Below are 23,969 nucleotides of genomic sequence, written 5' to 3' on the forward strand. Positions count from 1 at the left end.
CTATTTCGCCAGTTGAAAAGGGTTCTCTGTCGTTCGGTCGTAGTCCACGAGATGGCCGTAGTCGAGACGATAGACTCGGTCGGCAACATCGAAATAGCGGTCGTCATGGGTGATTGCAATCACCGTCTTGCCGGCCGCCTTCAACTCGGGTAGCAGTTCGTTGTAGAACACATGGCGGAACACCGGATCCTGATCGGCCGCCCATTCGTCCAGCAGGAACACCTCCCGACCTTCCATCATCAGCAGCAACAGTGCCAGACGCTTGCGCTGGCCCTGGGACAACGCGGTGGTCGACAACCGCCCGGCCGCGAATTCGACTTTATGGGCCAGCCCCAGGCGGGCAAGATAGTGATCCACTCGAGCCTCGAGCCCTTCATGATTGCCAGCCTCGCCCAGCACATCGGCGAACAGATAGAAGTCGGCAAAAATGGCGGCGAAATGCTCTCGATGCCACTCACTGGTGCTGGCATCGAGTACCGCACCATTCAGCGAAACCTGCCCCGAAGTCGGCACGTAGAGCCCGGTCAGCAGCTTGGCCAGGGTCGATTTGCCGCTGCCATTACCGCCGACAATGAAAATCAGCTCACCGCGACGAATCGTCAGGTCGATCGGCCCCAGCTCGAACGCGAACTCATCGCTCTGCCCGGGATAGCGATAATGCACGTTTGACAGGCGCAACTCGCCGAAGGGTTGCGCCGCTTGCGCAGGTGTCTTGAACTGCACCGTCTCACCCAGCGCCAGGGCATCGATGGCCTGCAAGGCGACATGGCCGCGAATGACCGCAGGAATGGCATCCAGAATCATCGAGATCGGCGTGCGCAGAAACATGATTGCCAGCACGTAACCCACTACGACCTGCTGACTGAGCAACCCCAGCCCCTGGCCAAGAAAGAACAGCGTACCGATCAGTACGAACACCAGCAGTGTCGTCCAGTTCAGGTTCACCGCCCACAAGGTGTCGGCACGTACCGACGCATCCAGCGAGGCCCGCGCGATGGGTTCGAGCTTGTGTTCATAGAGCAGGTGCCGGCGTTCCCGGCTCAGGCCCAACTCGCAACGCCCCTGGATGGCAGCCTCGAACTGCTCGGTCAACTGGTCGTCCTGTTGCCGTACGGCCTGCATCAAGGTCTTGACCTTGCGCCCAAGCAACACATCAAGCCCCACCCCAAGGGCGATCACCCCAAGGGTCAGGAAAAAAAACGGCATGCTCAGCCAGGCCATGTAAGCAAGCCCCGCCAGCAACAGCAAACCGTTGTACAAGGAGATCGGCAACTGCTTGAACGCCGTGGCGACGGTGGTCACATCCTTGGTCAGGGCGTTGTAGATACGCGGGCTGCCCAGCCGCTCGATGCGCTCCAGTGCGGTGCCCAACACCTTGCCCACCAGCCGCAGGCGCAACTGGTAAACCAGGCGATGCCCGATCTGCACCAGCAGCCATTGCGACGTGACACCACTGATGAACAATAGGATCAGCAGGCCACCGAACAGCAACAAGCCCCGGCCGATATCATCGAGTCCGTGCTCCAGGCTGCGATTGATATACCCGATCAGGCCGATACTGGTTGCCGCACTCAAGGCGCTGCTCAGAATCGCCAGCAGAATGCGCCATCGAGCGTCGTGCAACAGTTCTTTCAATAGGATCATGAGGCAGACACCACCTTGGCAGAGGTTTGCAACAGTAAAGGCAACAGGCTTTCGACCAATCGCGGCTCTGCGAGCATCTCGTGATGCCCTACGTCCAGTGTCCACTGGCGAACAGCTTGCCGGGTATGCCCTTGCCACTGAGCACGCAAGTCGGCATGGGCATTACCGCGCCAGAGCCACAGCGGCACATCGACGATGGGCAAGGGTTGCTCATACAAGCGCATCTTGATCGAGCGATATTGAGCCAATAGCGTGAGCAAATCAGCATCGGCGGCTCGCCATTGCAGATGCGCACGCACCTGGTCATCGTTGAGCAACCGGGCAACCCCCTCGGCATAGTCCAGACCCGCCAACAGGCCCGTCAAACGCTCGCGCAGTGACTCACCGATTGGCTGGGCGTGAGTGCGGCAGTAGAAAGCAAAATCTGCAATCAACTGGCCTGCTTCATCGCCCTCGCCGGCCAGGCTGCGCTGCGCATCGTGGTCGAGTACCACAAGCCCTTCGACGTTAAAGCCGTGGGCTTGCAGATGGGGCACCAGCATCAATGCCAGCCGCGACGCCAGGCTCCAGCCCAGCAGCACAAGTGGACGCTGTTTCAAATGGACGGGAATGCTCGCCACGTATTGCTGCAATAGCCCGTCCATGGTGCCCTCATCCCAGCCCTTTTCCAGGGCGGCCAGACCAAAGACCGCGACTTTACCACTTAGATTGTCTACCAGCGGCTGATACGCCTGCAGGTGCCCTTGCGCCCCGTGCACCAGCAGCAGGGCCGGCGAATGCTCATCCGCGTCATTCAAGACTTTCCATGGGCCGCCGCTGTCGCCGTTGCCCAGGCCATGAACCAGATCACGCACGGTATGCCGCTCGAACAGCAGATTGGTCGGCAACTCCAGAGACAGCCGTTCGCGAATCAGCGACACCACTTTGATCGCCGCCAGCGAGTGCCCGCCGACATTGAAGAAGTTGTCGGTCACCCCCAGGTCGTCGACACCCAGCACCTCGCACCAGATGCCCAGAATGGCGCTTTCCAGCTCGCCGACAGGCGCCACGCGGGTGTTCTGCAAGCGCTGCCTGGCACGCTCGAGCAGGTTTTTGCGATCAAGCTTGCCATTGCTGTTCAGTGGCAGTGTCTTGAGCGCAAGGATACCGCTGGGCAGCATGTAGTCCGGTAGCTGGCGAGCCAGGGCGGCGTACAGGTGCTCAGTCGTCTGCAACCGAGCGTCGTCCTTGACCACGAAAGCCAGCAAGCGCCCATGGTCGCCTTCGCCGTCGAGCAAGACAGCGGCCTGCAATACCCCCGGCTGGGCCAACAATGCCTGTTCGACTTCCGCCAACTCGAGGCGAAACCCGCGGATTTTCACCTGCTGATCATTACGCCCCAGAATGCGAACGGCACCATCGGCCTGGCGCAAAGCGAGATCACCAGTGCGATACAGGCGGCGGCCGCTGAGCGGATCGACACCAAAGGCACTGCCACCGACACCGCCCACGTAACCGCGCCCGACACTGGCGCCACTGATGCACAACTCCCCGGCCTGACCTGACGGCACCGCTCGTTGCTGGTCGTCGAGCAAGTGGATACGGTTATCACCCAATACTTGATTCAAGGCGCTGTCACTCACGCCCTGGCTGACATCGATCGCCCGCCATAGCACGCCAACCGTGGTCTCTGTCGGACCGTAATGGTTGTAGAGGCGACAGGCCGGTTTCGCTTGGGCCAGACGGCTCAGCAAATGCTCACTGAGCGGCTCTCCGCCCAGTACCAGGACCTGGCGTGGAAGAATGCCGTTGGGAGCGTGCTCGCCCATCAGCGCTTCAAGGTGCGAAGGAACGATTTTGAGCACGTCCAATGGGTAGCGCTGAAGTTCTTCGGCGAACGCCCGGGCATCGGTCACGGTGGACTGCTCCAGCACATGCACGCAACCGCCCTGCAACCAGGCCGGAAACAGCACAGTGTTCCCCAGATCCGCGAGCAATGAGGACACCAGGCCATAATGCCCCGCCTCGGGCAACTGGAGCGCGCGGGTCACTTGCGTGACGTAATGGCGCAATTGACCTTGCTCGATTTGCACACCTTTGGGCTTGCCGCTGGTGCCCGAGGTATAGAGCACGTAGGCCAGGTCTTGCGCCGAGCCCTGCACCGGCGAATCGAACACCGGCCCGATGCAGGCCTGCGACCAGCACAGGGTGTCGACCGAAGTGTCAGGCAGCAGCCCCTCTACGTGCAGCAACAGGGCCGGCCGGGCATCCTCGATAATGTCGGCCAGCCGCAGCGGTGGTTGTTGAGGATCAAGAGGCAGATAGGCAGCACCGGCCTTGAAGCAGGCCAGCATCGCGATCAGCATCTGCGCGCCACGGGGCAAATACAGGCCGACCACGTGTTCCTGGCCGACACCGGCCTGACGCAGGCTGCCGGCCACACGATCGCTCAAGGCATCGAGTTCGGCGTAAGAGAACAGTTGCTCTGCATAGCGCAACGCCGGCCGATCCGGTTGTGTCCGGGCGTGCTCGCGCACGGTGGCGACGATATCGAGATCCGGCGCCAGGGCGGGACGCGTCGGCGACGCCAGCAGCTCCTCGGGCAAGTGCGGATCAACGCCAGCGATGAGGCCGTTGGGCGACTGCAGCAATTGCTCGAGCCAATGGGCGAAGCGCTTGAGCAAGACCTGCATCTGCTCTTCACGGTACAGACCACGGTCATAGGCCAGTGTCAGTTCCCCACTGTCCTGGGCATCGAGCGTCAGTTGCAATTGCAGTTCGACCGGGGTGTCGAAGGACAGGACTTGCAGCCCCCCCAGCAGCGGTGCATGCACGACGCGCAGCCCAGCCTGAAAACTGGCACGCCACTCGGGCAATAGCTGCGCCTGACCGACATATTCCTGCCAAGCCACCGCGTTTTCCAGTTGCCGGGCCACTGGCCGGGCCAGGTTGATCCAGGTGCTGTGTTCGGACACCCGCACCACCATCGGCAGAGTCTGCTCGAACAGCCCATAGGCCCCCGAGAGCTCTTCATAGTCATCGCGAGGATCGTGCTGCAAACCCAACTGGCCGTGCTGCTGGCCATTGAGCCTGCCCAGCAATGAGCCCCAGGCGGCCAGGGCCAGTGCTTCGACCGCCACGCCTTCGCGCTCGGCCAGCGCCGTCAACGCCGCTGGCATTGTCTGCGCAAGCTTTAGCCGAACAACGGCATGGTTGCCACTGGCGATGCCATAGCGCTCGATCAGGCGCATGCCCGGAATGTCCTGCAAGGCCAGGTTGCGCCAGAACTGCGCACCCTGCTCGGCATCCTCGTCCAGTTGCAGGCCATTGATCCATTCGACGTATTCGCCGTACTGCATGGGTTCGCTTTCAAACGACGCGGCGCGCCCCAGCAATTGCTCCTGCAACTGGATCAGGCTGCGCTGATCCAGCGAATACACCGGGACCGCCAACAGCAGACAATCGTCGAGTAACCAGGCCAACACATCGGGTTGTTCGGCAAGGCAATGCGCCTGGGCCTCACGCAGCCACTGTTGCTCATCATGCCCGTCACCTGAGCGGCCCTGGCGCCAGTTCAGGCGCAACTCAAGGGGCTCGACCACACGCTGGCGCAATCCCGTGGCGCCGACCGGGCGCTGGTAACGCAGGCGCAGTGCCTGATGCTGCCGCAAGCAGTCACGCAGTCGCTGTTCGAGAATGCCTTCGGGCACGCCCGACAGTTGCATTCGAACCCAGCGCCAGGCTTGCGGACTGGCCTGGGCCAGTTGTTTTTGTTGAGGTGAAAGCGTTAGTCCAAGGTCCATCATGGTTTCAACTCTGCGGGTGTCTCTTCGGTCTGCGCCGGCGCAGCCATGACCTGATCACGACCATAGATTTCGCCCATGGCCACCACTATTTTGCGCTCGCCTTCGAACGGATCCCGGGCGTGCGCCGCCAGCATGTTATCGAGCATGACCACATCGCCCTGCTGCCAGTCGAAGCGCACGGCACAACGGTCGTAGGCGGCGTTGATGGCCTCGATGGCACTCGGCTCGAGCTCGGAACCGTCACCGTAGAACACTTGCCTCGGCATCGCCGTTTCACCATCGCGTAAAAACTGCTCGCGCACATCGGCATCGAGGAAGGCCGGGTGATAAAGCTGGATCTGGTTGAAGAAACTCTCCTCTCCCGTCAGCGGGTGCAGGATCACCGCCGGGCAAACCTGACGGGTGTGCAGATCGTTGGCGCCGCGCCACTCAAAATCGATGTTGCTCTCACGGCAGATCCGCTCGACTTGCTCGCGCTCCTGGGTCTGGAAGAAGTGCTGCCAACTGACGTCCAGGCTGGTGCTGAAATTGCGCACATACATCAGTTGCTTGCGACGCAGATTCGCTTGCAGCCAGGCCGGCAGTTCACGGTAAACCTGACGGCTGTCGACGATCGGGGTCGCGCCACCGGAAGTGGCGGGTGTCTGGCAATAGAACCATTGGCGCCGCGGCCAGCGATGCTGATGAGCACTCTCGTTGTGGAACAGGATCATCCGATCCTTGGGATAGGGCGTGGACTTGTAGATGTTCTTGCCGCCCTCTTCCTTCGGCAGGTCACCGTACTGACCATACAACTGCGGACACAGCGCCTGGCAAAAGGCTTCGAAATCCGCCGGTGTCGGCAAATCAAAACCACGCAAGAGAATGCCACCGTGCTCGCGCAACCAGCTTTCGACCTTCTCACGGTTGGCCTCAGCCCAAATGGCCGGCGCCAGCTCGCGATCACGCAGTTGAATCAGCAGGGGGAACTTCGAACCTTCGCGCAACGGTCGGGCTTCAAAGGGCTCGCGGGTGACGGGCGATCCGCTCTGGCGCATCTTGCCCAATTTGCTCATTTTGCGTTGCAGCGGATTGTCCGTGGACATTGCAGCAGCTCCTTTTGGAGTCGGAATCAGGGTATCGATTGGGTTGTCCGGTGCGCCGAGGGCCATGTCCAGCAGCGACTCGAAGGCATCACGCAAGCGTTCGACCGTAGCCGGGCGGAACAGGCTGGTGCGGTACACCCAGCGCAGGTTGAACACATCGTCGTCTTCGCTGGCGAACAGGGCCATGTCGAACTTGGAATGGTGCTGCTCGCCCGTCAGTGGCTCGACCTGCAAACTGCCGAGTTGGCGTTGCTGGCGCGGCGTGTTGTCGAGGACAAACAACGTCTGCAACAGCGGGTGGACATTCGCCACCCGTGGCAGCTCCAGGCATTCGACGACACGTTCGAACGGCGTGTCCTGCCAGGCAAACGCTTGCAGGCAGGTCTCCCGGACCTGCTGCGCTTGCTCACGGAAACTCAGTTCCGGTTGCAGACGGATACGCAAGGCCAGCAGATTGACGAAAAAGCCGATCAGCGATTCAGTGGCCGGATGGTCGCGGTTGGCCACGTCCGTGCCGATGACCAGATCACGGCCTTGCGTTTCGCGTTGCAGCACGGCGGCATAGCACGTCAGTAGCACCATGAACGGCGACGTTGCGCTGTCCTGCGCGAAAGCCTTCAGCCGGCCAACCGTGGCCGCTGACAACTGGAAGTCCAGGGCCGCCCCGGTGCCGCTGTCGCGCTCCGGACGGGGGAAGTCGAACGGCAGTGGCACCTGCGCCGGAATGCCGGCCAGGGTCTGCCGCCAGAAGTCCAGGCCTTCACGCTGACGCAGCTGTACCGGCGCCGAACCTTGCCATACGGCATAGTCGATGTACTGAATCGCCAGTTCACTCTGTGGCGGCAGCACACCCGCGCTGTAGGCTTCGTAGCCCTGGATCAGTTCATCCACCAGCACGGCGCCGGACCAGCCATCGGAGGCGATGTGGTGCATGACCAGTTGCAGCACATGTTCCTGTTCGCCGAGGCGGTACAGAACCGCCCGCAGCGGTGCCTCGCTGGCGAGGTCGAACGGTCGCAGCGCAATATCGCGGGCATCGTCCGGCCACTGCGCGTCGCTCGACACGACCACTTGCAACGCCACCGACATTTGCCCGTGAATCCGCTGGTACAACTCGCCGTTACGCTGGTGATAGGTGGTACGCAAGATGGCATGGCGGTCTACCAGCCGGAGCAATGAACGCTCCAGGGCATGGCGGTCCAGTGGTCCGCGCAAACGTACATTGCTACTCATGTTGAAGCTGCTGTCGGCCAGATCCAGCTGCTGCATCAACCAGACGCGTTGCTGCGCCGAGGACAAGGGTTGGTCCAACTGCCGGTCGACCTGAGGGATCTGCAACGAAGCCAGATCCAGATGATGCGCAAGGCCCTCGATGCGCTGTGCAAGGTCCGCCAGCACCGGCGTTTCGAACAGCCAGCGCAACGGCACTTCAAAGCCCTGTTCACGCAAGCGCGCACGCACCTGGGCCGCCATCAGCGAATGCCCGCCCAATTGGAAGAAGTGCCCATCGGCAGGGATCTGTTGCAGGTTCAGCACCGCCGCCCAGACCTCGGCCAGCGTCGCCTCGCTGGTCGTCAGGGCGCGCTGAGCAACACCCGCGCTGGAGATTTCCAACTGCAAGCGCGGCAGCTGTTTACGATCCACCTTGCCATTGGTATTGAGGGGCAGTTGTTCCAGCGCCTGCAAATGCGTCGGCAACATGTAGGCCGGCAAACGTCCCTGTAAGTAGGTGCGGATAGAGGCTGCGTCAGGTGGATTGTCAGGATTGGCGACCCAGAAGGCGGCCAGATGCTCGCCTTGCACGGCCACGACCGCCTGCAGCAGTTCGGGGTGGCTGAGCAGCACGGCCTCGATCTCCCCCAGTTCGATGCGATAACCGCGCAATTTGATCTGGTCATCGGTGCGGCCGAGGTAATACAACTGCCCATCGGGCTGCCAACGCGCCAGATCGCCGGTGCGGTACAAACGCCCGCCGTCGCGGCTGAACGGATCGGCAATGAAACGCTCGGCGGTCAACCCCGGCTGCCCGGCATAACCGCGGGCCAGGCCGTCACCGGCAATATAAAGCTCGCCCACGCAGCCGGGAGGCACTTCGCACAAGTGCTCATCGAGGACGTGGCAACGGGTGTTGAGCAATGGCCGGCCAATGGGCGCGACGGGTAATTGCAGGGCATCGATCGGCGTCTGGGTGGACCACACCGTGGTTTCTGTCGGGCCGTAGACGTTGACGAGGTGAGCCACGCATTGCCTGAGCTCGGTCGCCATTTCCGCCGCCAGCGCCTCACCACCGGCCAGGGCCACACGCCCGGCCAGCACCTTGCGATCGCCTTGCAGCAGCATCGCCCAGGTCGCCGGGGTGGCCTGGATGAGGTCCACGGCCTGGTCCTGAATCAATCGCCCAAGCAACAGGGGATCCTGTCGTTCGTCATCATCGGCCAACACCACGGTGCCGCCGCGTACCAGCGGCAGACACAGCTCCAGGCCGCAAATGTCGAAGGTCACGGTGGTCAGGGCCAGATAACGCTGCACGTTTTCCAGTGGCAGCGCCTCTTCCATGGCCAGCAGGAAGTTGGCGAAATTCCCTCGACTGATCTGCACGCCCTTGGGTTGCCCGGTCGATCCGGAGGTGTAGAGCGTGTAAGCCAACTGCTCAAGCGTCGTCGCCAAGGCCGGGGCTTGTGCAGGGAACTGCGCCAATGGCAGGTCCGCCCATAGGCAGCAGCGCAGGTGCCCAGGAATGTCCGCGGACAGCGTATCGCAGAGCAGCAATTGCGGCCGCGCCCGGGTGAGAATCTGCGCCTGACGTGCCGGTGGATGAGCCGGGTCGAGCGGCAGGTAGCCAGCGCCGGCCTTCTGGATCCCCAACAGGCACACCAGCAATCTTTCGTCCCGAGGCAGGCAGAAGGCAATCGTCGACTCTTGCCCCACGCCCTGCGCCAGCAGCCATTGGGCCAGACGGTTTGCTTGAGCATCCAGCTCTGCGTAGCTCAAGCGGCGATCAGCGCAGCACACCGCGATACGCTCGGGATGAACGGCGGCCTGCACTTCAAAGCGCGTGACAAAATCGGCCTCGCCGTGCAAGTGCATGGACGTGCCCGCCGTGGCCAAGGTAGTGACTGAGCCGAGGGGGACTTCCAGCAAGCGCTGCTGAAGATCGAGGCTGACCAGGCTGGCGAGCAATCCCTGGTAATCCTCGACAAGTCGTTGGGTGGTGTCGGGGCGCAGCAGCGCCGTCGCGTATTCGACAATCAAGCCGGTACGCGCATCGGGCCCGCGGCCTTGGGTGAACAGATTGAACGTCAGGTCGAACTTGGCACTCACCACGCCGTCCGGCAACGCCAGTGCTTGCACGCTGACGCCCGGCAGGCTGAGGCTGCGCGAATCGCGGTGGTCGGCCTGATAGTTGAACATGGCCTGGAACACCGGCGTGCGATCCAGGCTGCGCTCGACATCCAGCATGTCCAACAGTTGCTCGAACGGCAGCGCCTGATGGGACAAATCATCGGCCAACTGCCCGTTCAGGGTCTGGATAAAGGATTGCAGGCTTTGCCGGGGATCAATCTGCACCCGATGCGCCAGTGTGTTGACGAACAAACCGACCAATGCCTGGCTCTCGGCCGATTCGCGCCCTGCCACTGGCAAGCCAATGGCGAAATCCTTGCGCCCGCCATGACGCCAGAGCAGGAGTTGGTAGGCGGCGAAATACAGCACGAAGGGCGTGACACCCAGTGCCCGGGCCCGGGTCTCGACCGCCGCGCTCAACGAAACGGGCAAGGCCAGCTCGCTGCGGGCGCCAGCGTATGCCTGCAGCGCCGGGCGCGTGCAATGGTCGGGCAGTTCCAGCGGTTCGTTGCTCAGACCTTGCAAGCGTTGTTGCCAGTAGGCCAGCAACTGGCTGCCCTGCTCCCCTTCCAGATCTCGCCGCTGCGCTTCGATCAATGGCAACAATCCGGTAGTCGCAGGCGTGGCCCGGTCCTGGTAGATCAGCGCAAAGTCCTCGACCAACAAGCCCATGGACCAGCCGTCCACGGCAATGTGGTGGACATTGAACAGCAAGCGATAATCACCCGGTGCCACACAAAATACATCGATGGCCAGCAACGGCCCCTGCACAAGATCAAAAACCCGCTGGGCGGCCCCGGCAATGGCTGCGGCCTGTTGTGATTCATCCGGGTCCTGGAGGTCATGCACATTGAAGATTGCAGCGGCCGTCTCATCCAGGCGCTGCCAGACTTGCCCTTGCTCTTCGAAAAACCTGCAGCGCAACGCGTCATGGCGCGAGACGAGGGTCTGGCAAGCGCGTTGCAGTCGAGGCACATCCAGGTCACCACGCAAGGCCAGCAACTGCGTAACGTTGTAAGCCGTTGCAGCCGGATCGAGCTGTTGCATGAACCACACCCGTTGCTGGGCGTGGGACAGTGCACGTGGCGGCGCCAAGGTTTCGCTGGCAAGCGTCGGTGCAACAGCCTGCGACGCTGAGGCCGTCAGAACCTCGGCCAGTTGCCGGGCACTGGGGTTCTCCAGCAATTGCCGGGGCATCAGGCGCAGTTCGGCCTGGCGCAGACGCGCGATCAATTGCAGGCTGAGGATCGAATCCCCGCCCTCGGCAAAGAAGTCGGCGTCCGGCCCCAGGCCAGGCTGTTCAAGCAACTCGCGAAAAGCCGCGAGGACGCTGAGCAACACCGGGTTCAACCGGCCATCGATGCACAGGGCCATGGCCGCCAGGGTGGGATGTTGCAGGACATCGCGGGGTTGCAACTTGAGTCCTTCGCGCGAAGCCAGGCCGATCAATTGCAAGCTGAGAATCGAATCACCGCCGAGGGCGAAAAAATCATCCTCGCGTCCGACGTGCGCGCAATCGAGAATCTGACACCACAGCTGCGCCAGGCGCTGTTCCGTGGCGCCGATCGGTGGCCGGGTGGATGCAGCGGCCGACTCGGTCTCGGTCGGCTCAGGCAATGCCCGCCGATCCAGCTTGCCATTGGCCGTAAGCGGCAGCGTATCCAGTACCCACCAATGACTGGGCACCATGTGTTCCGGCAATTGACGCTTGGCCTCGGCTTGCAGGGCCGCCAATGCTTCGGTTGCCAAGGCGGGACTGAGATACGCCACCAGTTGCGTGCGCCCTTTCACCTCGCAGGCCAGCACCGCCCCTTCGCGAACCTGGGGCTGAGCAGTGAGCCAGGCACTGACCTCGCCCGGTTCAACGCGAAAACCGCGGATCTTGACCTGATCATCCTGACGCCCCAGGAACACCAGTTGCCCACTGCGATCCAGGCGAACCCGGTCGCCGCTGCGATAAAAGCGTTGCCCCTGGGCAGTGGAGCCAAATACCTGGTCGGTCAACTCAGGTTGACCGAGGTAGCCCTGGGCAACCTGAGGGCCTGCGATCAGCAGCTCGCCGGCGACACCCAGCGGCACCGCCACGTCATTGCTGTCCACGATGCGCAAATGGCAGTCCGCTAACGGCTGGCCCAAGGGCAGATACAGACCCGAGTCAAGCGAGTCGAGGCCCTGGATTTCCCCGCAGATCACGCCGACCGTGGTTTCCGAAGGCCCGTAATGGTTGAAGATGCGCAGTTGCGGTGCCAGTTCACGCACCCGTGCGAACAAGGTGTGATCGAAACCCTCACCGCCCAGGATCAATACGTCCCTGGGCAAGACGCGTCGGGCATCGTCCAGCGCCAACAGCCCGCGCAAGTGCGACGGCGCAATCTTCAGGCAATCCACGGGCTGCTCGTCGAGAAAGTCAGCCCAGCCGGGCGGATCGAAGGTCAACGATGCGGGCGGCAAAATCAGCGGGTCGCCGGCATTCAGCGCGGCGAACACGCATGTCAGCCCCAGATCCGCAGCCACGGTCGCCAACGTCGCCCAGCGGCTGCCCGGCTTCGCTTGCAAGCGTTGACCGATCGCGCTCGCGTAATGCGCCAGGTTGCCATGAGTGACCGGGACACCTTTGGGCTGACCGGTCGAGCCCGAGGTATAAATGAGGTATGCAGGCAGGTGCGGCTGGCTGAGGCTCTCGCCCAGACCATCTTCTGAGGCCAGCGCGGACAAGTCGGCAGTACTGAGTACCAGGCGCGCCAGGTCGGCGTCCATTTCAGGGGCCTCGGCCAGTGTCACCCACAGGGTCGCGCCACTGTCTTGCAGCAACTGCGCAAGTCGCTGTGGCGGCTGCACCGGGTCAAGAAACAGACACACCGCACCGCGTTGCCAACAGGCCAGCATCGCCAGCAGTTGTTCCGCGCAACGCGGCATGCACAGCGCAACCACCTGGCCCGGGCCGATGCCCTGCCCGGCCAGTCGCGTGGCCAGTGCACGGGTCGCGGCACCGAGCGCGGCATAGTCGACGATTTGCCCAGCGCTGCATAAGGCTGCCGCGTTCGGCGTGTACGTTGCCCAATGAAGCACCTGCTGATCCAGCGGCATGGGGAGCGCGCCCAATGCTGGGCCGCGCACCTCACTCGGCGGCGAAACCAGTTGCAGTTCGGCCAGCCGTCGCTGGGGATTGCTTGATGCCTCTTTTAAAATCGCCAGCAAGTCATCCAGCATCTGCTCAACCGTCGCCGCGTCGAACAATTCGTCGCTGTATTCCAACTCGCAGCGCAGGCGCGCGTCAGCGGTACGTACCAGGCGCAGCGTAAGGTCGAAGCGTGCATGGCGCTGCGGCGGGTCGAGCACTTCAACCGCGACACCGGGCAATGTCAGGGTGCGGCTTTCGGGTAAATCGACCTGGACGAACATCACTTGGAACAGCGGGCTCGAACGCAAACGGTCAAGGCTTTCGAGGACATTTTCGAAAGGCAGCAACTGATGATCGAAGGCTGCCGCCACGGTGTCACGGGTGCGCAGCAGTGCGCTGGCGAAGTCCGGGTTATCGTGCAGGCGTTGACGGATCACCAGGGTATTGAGCAACGGGCCGATCAAGGGCACCAGTTCTGGACGATCACGTTGTGCCGCCGAGGTGCCCAGGCACAGGTCATGCTCGCCACTGTAGCGCGACAGCAGGCAACTGAAGGCCGTCAGGCCGTAGATGTACAGCGTCACGCCATGACCGCGAATGGCGGCCTCTACCGCCGCTGTCAGCTGCGGTGAAAGCTCCCGGGCAAGCACCGCGCCGCTATGGCGGCGTTGAGCAGGCGCAGGGCGTGGTCGATCCAGGGGCAATGCCAATGGCGCCGGCGCATCCGCCAGTTGGCTGCGCCAGAAGTCGATGTGCTGCCGGCAGCTTTCGCTGTCCAGCCACTCGCGTTCCCAGGCGGCGTAATCGGCGTACTGGATACTCAATTCGGGTTGGCGGGCCGGCTCATTCAATGCCAGCGCCCGGTAAGCCTCGGCCAGTTCAAGGGTCAGTTGCTGAGCCGACCAGGCATCGTAGGCCACATGGTGAATGGTGAAAAACAACCAGGTCGATTGCTCTTGCGCGTCGCTGAAGGCTTGCCAGCGCCAAGGCGCCGATTGAGCGAGATCGAAGGGCTCGGCGAGCTGGCGGGCGTATTCATCGGCGCACCACTGCTCGTATTCAGAAGCAGCCAGGGTCAACGGTTCGACGGTTGGCAGCGGCACTTGTTGCGACTCACAATGGGGCTGCATCTGGCCTTGGGAATCGGTGGTGTAACGGGTGCGCAGGATCTGATGACGATCAGTCAACTGCTGCATGGCCTGTTGCAAACGTTCGCCATCGAGGCGGCCGTCAAAACGCAGTACCGAGCACAGATTGTAAAGGGCACGACCACTCAGGGCTTCCGCCGACAGAAATCGCCGCTGCGCCTGCGCCAACGGCATGTGCTCACCTTCGCCGAGCACGACGGGAACGATCGGCAGGCGCCAGCTATCGATGCCCTTCTCGGCCAGGCGCTGGCGAAAGACTTTTTTCTTGTCCGCGGGCAAGGAAGCCAGCCGCTGCGCAATCTCCAGGAAAGCTTGTTGCGTCATCGCACTCATCCTTACTCTTCCATCTCTGATAACAGGCGCTGCATTTCGTCCAGGGCTTCGTCAGTCGAAGGACCTTGGGGTTTCTCGATCTGCTCGGCAAGACCGGCAATCGTCGGGTTATGGAACAGGCTGCGCAGCTCGATCCTGATGCCGAAACGGCTCTCGACCTGGGTCATCAGGCGCATCGCCAACAACGAATGCCCGCCCAGCTCGAAGAAACTGTTGAACACCCCGACTTGCGGCACCTCAAGCAGGCCCTGCCAGATTTCGGCCAGTTGCCGCTCCAGTTCGTTGCGCGGCGCCACGCCCTGTACAGCGATGGGCTGCGGTGCCGGCAAGGCCTTGCGGTCGATTTTGCCGTTGGCATTGAGGGCAAAACGCGGCTGCTCGATAAAACCGGCCGGGACCATGTAGCCCGGCAACACGCCTTCGAGATGCCGTCGCAGGGCCACTTGATCAATGGGGCTCGGCGCCTGCAGCCAAGCGAACAGGCTTTGACTGCGCGGATCAATCATCACCACGGCCTCCTCCACGCCTGGGTAACGACGTATCAGCGATTCGATCTCACCGGGCTCGATGCGGAACCCACGCACCTTGACCTGGAAGTCGCTGCGACCGACATAAGCCAGCCGACCGTCAGCGCGCCGGCGTACCAGGTCGCCGGTGCGATACATGCGGCTGCCAGGTTCGCCGGCATAGGGGTCAGGCAGATAGACCGCAGCCGTTGCGGCGGCGGCATGCTGATAGCCACGGGTAACCCCGGCGCCCGCGATATACAGCTCCCCGGTCGTGCCCAGCGGCACCGGACGCAGCATCTCATCGAGCACATAGCAGCGGGTATTGAGCAACGGCGCGCCAATATCAGCCACGCCGGACGGCACGTCCTGCAACGCCTGCGTGGTCGACCAGACGGTGGTTTCGGTCGGACCGTAGGCGTTGATCAGTACCACGCCGCGGCTACGCAGCTCGGTCACCAGTTCGCCCGGAACCGCTTCACCACCAATCAGCCCGCGCACGGGCGGCCAGTCGGCCTGCCCGGTTTCCAGCAGGATCTGCCAGCCAGCGGGAGTCGCCTGGAACACCGTGGCGCGGCGCAGCAAGGCAAACAGTTGATGGCCATCGACGACCTGCTCGCGACGGGCCAGCAATAGGGCCGCGCCATTGACCAGCGGCAAAAACAGTTCCGGCTTGCACATATCGAACGCGTAAGTGGTACTGGCCAACCAGACATCCGTGGCGCTGAGTGGCAACTGCCGATCGAGCCCGGCCAGCAGGTTGCTCAGGTTCTCGCGGGTGACCTGCACGCCTTTTGGTGTACCGGTCGAGCCCGAGGTGTAGATCACATAAGCACGTTGCTGAGGGTTGACCGCCAGCGCCAGGTTGTCGGCGCTGCATGCCTCCAGCGACAACTGATCGAGCCAGACATTGTCGACACCGCTCAAGGCATCGCCACACTGACTTTCGCTGAGCACCAGGGCCGGACGCGCGTGCTCGATGATAAAGCGCAGGCGATCTGCCGGGTGTTGCGGATCCAGGGGCAGGTACGCCGCGCCGGCTTTGTGAATGGCCAGCAGGGTTGGCAGCAACCACGGGCCTCGACTCAGGCAGACGGCAATCAGGTCATCGGTGCCGACACCCTGCGCCCGCAGCCAATGGGCCAGGCGATTGCTGAGGGCATTGAGCTGGGCATAACTCAATTGCCGATCCTGGCAATCGACCGCCAACGCCTGGGGTGTCAACGCCACTTGACGCTCGAAGCGGGCAATCAGATCCACTTCGCCGTGCAATGCCTCGGCGGGCTGGTGCCATGGCCGCTGGGCCAGGGCGTGATCGGCATTGGCCAGGTCGATGTCCCATAGGCGCGCCTGTGAGTTTTTCAGCATGCCGTCGAGCAGATGCAGATATTCGTCGGCATAACGTTGCGCCGTCCGGGCCAGGAACAGGTCGGTGTTGTACTCCAGCACACATTGCCAATCTTCACCGTGCTGCTCGATGTGCAAGCCGATATCCACCAGGGCGCTGTCACTTTCCACATCCAACCGCTGTGCCGGCAAACCGGCGAAGCTGTGCTCACCCTTTGCGGCGACATCGCGCTGGATCAGGTTGAACAACGCCTGGAACAGCGGTGTGTGGCTAAGGTCGCGGCGCACTTGCAACGCTTCCACCAGTCGCTCGAAAGGGACATCCCCATGCTGCTGAGCAGCCAGGTGAGTGGCTTGCAGTTGCTGCCAGAACTGTTCGACCGGTTGCTGGGCATCAATGTGACTGCGCATCACCTGGGTCGTCGCGAAGTAGCCAATCAGGTTGTCGGTGTGGGCCTGGTGGCGATGGGCGACCGGCAGGCCAATCCAGATTTCACGCTGGCCCGAGTGTCTGGCCAGGAGAACTTTCCAGGCTGCCAGCAACGGCGCGAACGCCGTCAGCCCATGGCGTTGCGCGGTCTCACGCAACTCCTTGACCAGGGTTGCCGGCAGGCTGAAGCGCAAGCGCTGGCCGTTGTAACCCTGCTGCGCAGGGCGTGGCAGGTCGGTCGGCAGGTTCAGCACCGGCGGCTCCCCTGCCAGGGTTCGACGCCAGTACTCCAACTGCGATTCGATACACGCTTGCCCTGCGGGACTCTGCCAACTGGCGGCGATGTCAGAAAACTGCAGCGGTAGTGGCGCCAGGCAAGCGCTGTGCCCTTCCAGCAACGCCTGGTAGATCAGTTGCAGTTCATTGAAGAAAATTTCCAGCGAACGGGCATCGGCGATGATGTGGTGCAAGGTGACCTGCAGCACACTCAGGCTTTGGCCCTGGTACACACGTACCCGCCACAGCGGGGGCGCCGAAAGATCGAAGGGACGCTGCGCCTCTTGACTCAGTTTCTGCGCAAAAACTGGCGAATGCGCGTCTATCTCCAGCGGCTCGAAGCTCAGCGGTAGCGCCGTGAGCGCCTCGACCTGCTGACGTGCGCCCTCGGACGTTTCGCTGAACACCGTGCGCAGACTGTGCTGGCGGCTGATCAGTTGCGTCAGTGCCTGCTCCAGCAACGACGGTTGCAGCGCCCCCTCCAGACGCAAGGCGAGGGACAAATGGTAGGCCTGGGTATCGCCCTGCAAACGATCGAGGAACCACAGCCGTTGCTGGGTGAAATGCAGCGGTGCCATGGGTTCTGCAAAATGACGCAGGACGCCCTCGGCCTCAACGCTCGCCGCCGCCAGCTGCGCCGCCAGATCCCGCAGGACCGGCTGCTCGAACACCGTGCGCAAAGGCAGGCGCCGGCCATGCTGCTCGGCCATTCGCGCCACCAGACGCGCCGCCAGCAGAGAATGGCCGCCCAAAGCGAAGAAATTATCGTCGACACCGATATCGGTGCATCCCAACAGTTCCTCCCAGAGCTTGGCCAGCGCCTGCTCCCATTCGCCCGAAAGCACGCCGCTCTGGCCATCGCGCGGTACCGGTGCCGGCAACGCCTTGCGGTCGACCTTGCCGCTTGGGCTCAAAGGCAGGGTGTCCAGGCGCACGAACTGGCTCGGCAACATGTAGTCCGGCAATTGCGCGCCGAGCGTCTCACGCAGCATCGCTTCATCCAGCGCGTCGCCGGCGTAGTAACCCACCAGACTCGCTGTTTCACCGCTGCCCAACAGCACGACAGCCGCTTCGCGCACCCCGGGAATACGCGCCAGCAGCGCTTCGATTTCACCCAGTTCGATTCGGAAGCCGCGCAGTTTGACCTGGAAATCCAGACGCCCCAGGTAATCCAGGCCGCCCTGGCTGTTGCGACGAACCCGGTCACCGGTGCGGTACATGCGGGCGCCAGACACGAAAGGATCGGGCAGGAAAGCCGCCGCGGTCAGTCGCGCCGCCGCGAAGTAACCACGACCGAGGTTGGCCCCGGCCAGATACAGTTCACCCGGTACACCTGCGGCCACTGGCTGCAGATCAGCATCGAGGACATACGCCGCGGTATTGGCCACCGGTTGCCCGATCGGCACTTCCACACCCGCCTCACCACCGCTGCGTACTTCAAAAGTGCTGTAGACCGTCGCTTCTGTCGGCCCGTAACCGTTGATGACCCTGGCGCCCCTGCCCTCGATGGCTTCGGCCAATGCACACGGCAAGGCCTCCCCACCGGAAACGGCACGCACGCCTTGCCAACTGCGCGAGGTATGCGCCACCAGCATCCGCCAGGTCGCCGGAGTGGCTTGCATGACCGTCGGTTGCCCTGTCATCAACAGCTGATCGATCGCTTGGGGATCGCGCGCCTGTTCGCGATCGGCCAACAGGATGCTGGCGCCATGCGCCAAAGGCAGCAGCAACTCGACAATGGCGATATCAAAGGTCGCGGTGGTCAATGCCAGCACCCGATCCCGGGCCGTCATCGGCAAGACCTGCTCCACGGCCAGCATCAGGTTCATCAGGTTGCCACGGCTGATGGCCACGCCTTTGGGCTGGCCGGTGGAGCCGGAGGTGTACAACACGTAAGCGAGCTGCTCCGCAGTCGATGCCGGCGCCTTGTAGCTGTCGACTGCGCTCATGGCATCGATGTCAAGCAACGGCACGCCGCTGTTCCACTGCGCCAACACCGCCAGGCTCGCGGCAGTGCCAAGACACAGTTTGGGTTGCGCCGCCTCAAGAATGTAACGACCGCGCTCCGGTGGCGTGTCCTCGGCCAGCGGCACATAGGCGGCGCCGGCCTTGAGGATCGCCAGCATGGCCATGGGCAGACGGGCATCACGGGGCAGGCTCAGGGCCACTCGATCTTCGATGCCAGCGCCATGGGCCTGCAAGGCCGCCGCCAGTCGCTCGGCGGCCTGATCCAGTTCGGCATAGCTCAGGCGCTCATTGCCGGCCAGTACGGCGATTGCGTCGGGTTGGCGGGCCACCTGAAGCGCAAAGGCCTGGAGGATGTCCTGCTGACCGGCCACGCCGTGCCCTTCGATCCGGGCAAGGCCGCGTTCGGCAGGTTGCCAGGCCAGCTCACCCAAGGCTTGCCCTGGCTGCTCGAGCAGCGCGTCGAGCAACGCCAGATACTGCTCGGCCATCGCCTGCACCGTCTGTTCGCGGAACAGGTCGCTGCTGTATTGAAGGCTCAGGCTGATGCCATGTTCGCTGTCACGCACATCCAGGTGCAGGTCACACAGGGCGCTGTCCGGACGGTTATCCAACGGCTCGGCGATCACATCGGTCAGTTCGAAACGCTCCAGGGCGTTACCCGGAAAGTAGTTGAACATCGCCTGGAACAAGGGGTTGTAACTCACCTGCCGAGCCACGCCGAGCTGCTCGATCAAGTAATCGAACGGTAAATCCTGATGGGACTGAACCGACATGGACAACGCTTGCAGCTCGTTCATCAGTTGCAGCAGGCTGCGTTCGCCCGAGAGTTTTTTGCGATACACCAGCGTGTTGACGAAGCAACCGACCAGGGGCTGCAGGACCCCATGGTGCCGGTTGGCGACGGGAATCCCGACCAGAATGTCGTCCACGCCGCTGCGGCTGCGCAACAGCAGCTGAAACGCGGTCAGCATCGGGATGAAATTGCTCCAGCCGTGACGGGCACTGAACGCGCGCAAGCGGGCCGTCAGGGCCTCGGACAAACGCCGTTCAACACGCCCACCCGCCTGGCTGGCCTGGGCCGGACGGGGAAAATCGGCCGCCAGCTCCAGCACCGGCAGCTCGCCGGCCAATTGCTCGCGCCAGTAGGCCAGTTCCTGCTCGCACGCCTTGCTGTTCATCCATTGGCGTTGCCAGAGTGCGTAGTCGGCGTACTGCATCGACGGCGCCGGCTGCTCTGTGGTCAGACCCTCTCGCCGGTTGCGGTACTGCTTGCATACACCGTCGATGATCAATTGCAGGGACCAGCCATCGGCAACGATGTGATGGCAGTTCAACGACAGGACACAGACATCCGGCGCCAGGCGATAGAGTCTGGCCCGCAGCAACGGCGCGGCTTCCAGGGCGAACGGGGTCATTGCATCCTGACGCAGCAGCTCGTGCAGCGCCTGTTCGCTCCGCACCTCGATCAATGGCATCTCAAGCTCGGTACGAGCCAGGATCACCTGGCTCGGCCCTTGAGCTTCGCCGATAAACCCGGTGCGCAGCACTTCGTGCTGATCGACCACGGCCTGCAGGGCAGCCTGCAGGTCGGCGATATGCAGCTCGCCGGTCAAGCGCACGGCACCGGCCAGGTTGTAGGCGGGACTTTGCGGATCCAGTTGTTGCAGGAACCACAGGCGCTGCTGGGCAAACGACAGTGGCAGTTTCTCAGGGCGCGGCAACAGCGTTGGCGATGACTTCACCGTGCTGGCCTGGCTTTCCAGCCAATCGGCCATGGCGGCGATGGTCGGGCGCTCGAACACCACGCGCAGGGGCAAGTCCTTGCCACTGAGTTTGCCGATCAGACCAATCAGTTGTGTGGCCAACAGCGAGTGACCGCCTAGCTCGAAGAAGTTGTCTTCGACACCCACCTGACCCAGTCCCAGCACACTTTGCCAGGCCTCGACCAACTGCCCTTGCAGCTCGCTGCTAGGCGCGACATAGCGGGCCTGGCTTTGCGCGGCGAAATCCGGCGCGGGCAAGGATTTACGGTCGATCTTGCCATTGCCATTGAGTGGAAAGCGCTCCAGAAACACAAAGGCGCCCGGCGTCATGTACGGCGGCAGGTTACCCAGGACATGCTCGCGCAAGGCCTCGATGCTGGCCTGGGCATCGGCCACTACATAAGCCACCAGGACCTTGGCGCGTTGCTGGTCATCACGGGCAACAACCACCGCTTCCCGGACTCCTGGGTAACGAGTCAGGCAGGCTTCGATCTCGTCCAGTTCAATACGGTGTCCGCGGATCTTGACTTGATGGTCGGTACGGCCGACGTATTCAAGATCCCCATTGGGCAGGAAGCGCGCCAAGTCGCCAGTGCGATAAAGACGGGAACCATCGTTGGCGATCGGGTCCGGCAGGAACACCGCCGCCGTGCGCGCCGGGTCGGCCATGTAACCGCGCCCGACGCCAACCCCGGCGACGAAGATTTCCCCGACAGCACCCGCCGGTACGGGCTGCAGATCAGCATTGAGCAGGTACAAGCGGTTATTCAGCGTGGCGCGACCGATCGGCACATTGATACGTTGCTCCGGCAAACGTTCGAGCAACGGATGAAAAGCCACGTCATCGGAGCATTCGGCCGGCCCATAGGCGTTCATCAACGGAATAGCGGGATAGCGTTCGAACCAGCGCCGCGCCAATGCCGGCGGCAGCGCCTCGCCAGTGGCCAACACCCAGCGCAGGGGCGAACGTTCGAGCCCTGCGTCGAGCAGGCTCTGCATCAACGAAGGCACGGCTTCGAGGATGCTGATGCCATGCCGTTCAATGGCCGAAGCCAGCGCGTCAGGATCCTGCACGACGCAATCGCCGAGGATCACCGTGCGCGCGCCGAGCACCAGGCCGGCGAGGGTTTGCCAGACGGAAATGTCGAAGCACTGCGGCGCGGTCTGGGCAATCACATCGGTCGCATCGAGCCCCAGCCCCGGCAGTTTGCCGAGAATGTTATTGAGCATGCCGGCGTGCGCCACCATGGCCCCTTTGGGCGTGCCGGTGGAGCCGGAAGTGAAGATGCAATAGGCCAGCGAACGGTCGTGAACCGGGATGTTCAGGTCGTCATCGCCGTAGCTGCCCAGTGCCGAGGGCTCGTAGAGCACGGACTTGGGGCGCTGTTCGAGAAACCCTAAAGCCTCCATCGCCAGTTCGCCCTGCCCGACGCTGTGAACCAGCAACGGCGTGCGGCTCTGGCGCAGGACCTGGGCCAACCGTTGAGGCGGGTTGCGTGGATCGAGCGGCAACCAACCGGCACCGGCCTTGAGCGTGGCGACAATCATCACCACCAGGTCCAGGCCTCGCTCATCGAACACCGCGATCAAATCGTCGGCTTTGACACCCTGTGCGCGCAAGTGCCGGGCCAGACGGTTGGCGGCGCGGTTCAACTGGTCGAACGTCAGGCTTTGCTCGCCGTGAACCATGGCAATGCGTTCGGGCGTCTGGCGAACCTGTTGCTGAAAGCGCTCGATGTACAGCGGATTCAGCAGCTGTTCGTCGGCCGCCAGACCACCTCCGGCCCAAACCTGCTGCTGGAGGGCAACTTCACGTTCATCGAGCATCGCCAAGTGATGCAAGGGGGTCTCGGCGTTCGTGCGCAGGGCATCACCGATGTTCAGCAGCAACGTGCGGAAGTGGCGCAGCATCTGCTCGACTTCTTCGCGCAGGAACCAGTCGGTCTGATAGGTCAGTTGCAAATGCAGGCGCTCTCCCGGAACGATCACCACCGTGATGGGGTAGTTCGTATGGGTGCGGTTGGCCATGTCGCTGATCAGGTAGTCCAGTTGCCCCTGACGCAAGTCGGCGGCAATGGGCGCGTTCTCGAACACGAACAGGCTCTGGAACAAATCCTGACGCTGTACTTCGCTCCAGCGCTGGATCTCGGCCAGGGACACACTCTCGTGTTCGCGCAGGCTCAAGTTCTCGGTCTGCAAGGCCTTCAACCACGGGCCCAGCGCGTCATCCGGGCGCCAACCCCAGCGCAGCGGCAAACTGTTGATGAACAGCCCGACGATGCTTTCCATGCCTTGCAGGTGGACCGGGCGACCGGCGACCGTGATACCGAACACCAGATCGCGATCACCGCTGTAACGCGCCAACAGCAAAGCCCAGGCCCCCTGCACCAGGGTGTTCAGGGTAATGCCGTGTTGGGCCGCCGCGCTTTGCAGCGCCTGGGTCTGCTCAAGCTCCAGATGTTCGACACAGTCCTCAACGGGCTCGGCGGCGCCCTGGATGCGCCCGACATGGCCAAAGCCAAATTCATTGGGCGTGTCGAAACCCGCCAGGCGCTGTTGCCAGAACGCCTGATGATCTTCCGGCTTCTGGGTTTCCAGCCAACGAATGAAATCACGGTACGGACGCGGTGCCGGCAAATTCAGCCGGCGACCTTCCTGGGCGGCGCGGTAGCCGTTGAGGAAGTCCATCATGATGATCGAGAAGCACCAGGCGTCCATCAGGATGTGGTGATAGCTGCGCACGAACTGGTAGGTGTCGGGCGCCAACTTGTAGAGCCTGACGCGCATCAGGGGCGCCTTGGTAAAGTCCAGCCCCTGGGTGCGTTCGTCGCTGAGCAATTGCTCCAGGCGATCCTGCTGCTCGCCTTCGCTCAGATGCGACCAGTCCTCGTAGGTGATCGGTAATTCGACCTGCTTGTGCACCACCTGCATCGGACGCTTTTGCTGTTTCCAGACAAAGGAGGTGCGCAGCAACTCGTGGCGCTCCACCACCTGCGCCCAGGCCTGACGGAACGCCGCCAGATCGAGATTCGGCATGACCATGACATGACGGTATTGCAGCAGATACATACCCTTGCCCGGGTGCAGCAGACTGTGGAACAACAGTCCTTGCTGCATGGGAGCCAGCGGATAAATCGCTTCGATGTTGCGCGAAAGTGCTTTGACCTTGTCGTTCATGCTGACGGTATCCGAACCTGTAATGTATGGGGACGCAGGGGTAA

Annotated in this window: 4 protein-coding genes; all 4 read right to left on the reverse strand. The window is 62.7% G+C overall.

Annotated elements, in window-relative coordinates; translation table 11 throughout:
- Genes ACWNZ1_RS14080 through ACWNZ1_RS14095 form a run of 4 tightly spaced genes read right to left on the reverse strand, consistent with a single transcriptional unit; the run spans window position 1 to window position 23,925 of the window.
- On the reverse strand, window positions 1-1,644 hold the full coding sequence (locus tag ACWNZ1_RS14080) for a cyclic peptide export ABC transporter (protein ID WP_135845990.1): 1,644 nt from the start codon (window positions 1,642-1,644) through the stop codon (window positions 1-3).
- Entirely contained in the window at window positions 1,641-5,426 is a 3,786-nt protein-coding gene (locus ACWNZ1_RS14085; protein WP_456027701.1) for a non-ribosomal peptide synthetase, read from the reverse strand. Before ACWNZ1_RS14085 ends, ACWNZ1_RS14080 begins: the two co-directional genes overlap by 4 nt.
- Entirely contained in the window at window positions 5,426-14,449 is a 9,024-nt protein-coding gene (locus tag ACWNZ1_RS14090) for an amino acid adenylation domain-containing protein (protein ID WP_456027702.1), read from the reverse strand. Before ACWNZ1_RS14090 ends, ACWNZ1_RS14085 begins: the two co-directional genes overlap by 1 nt.
- Before the next feature lie 11 nt (window positions 14,450-14,460).
- The gene (locus tag ACWNZ1_RS14095) at window positions 14,461-23,925 is read right to left on the reverse strand and encodes an amino acid adenylation domain-containing protein (RefSeq protein ID WP_456027703.1); all 9,465 of its coding nucleotides are present in this window, start codon (window positions 23,923-23,925) and stop codon (window positions 14,461-14,463) included.
- Window positions 23,926-23,969: the final 44 nt, after the last annotated feature.

It is taken from the genome of Pseudomonas sp. CFBP 5748 (assembly GCF_053850495.1).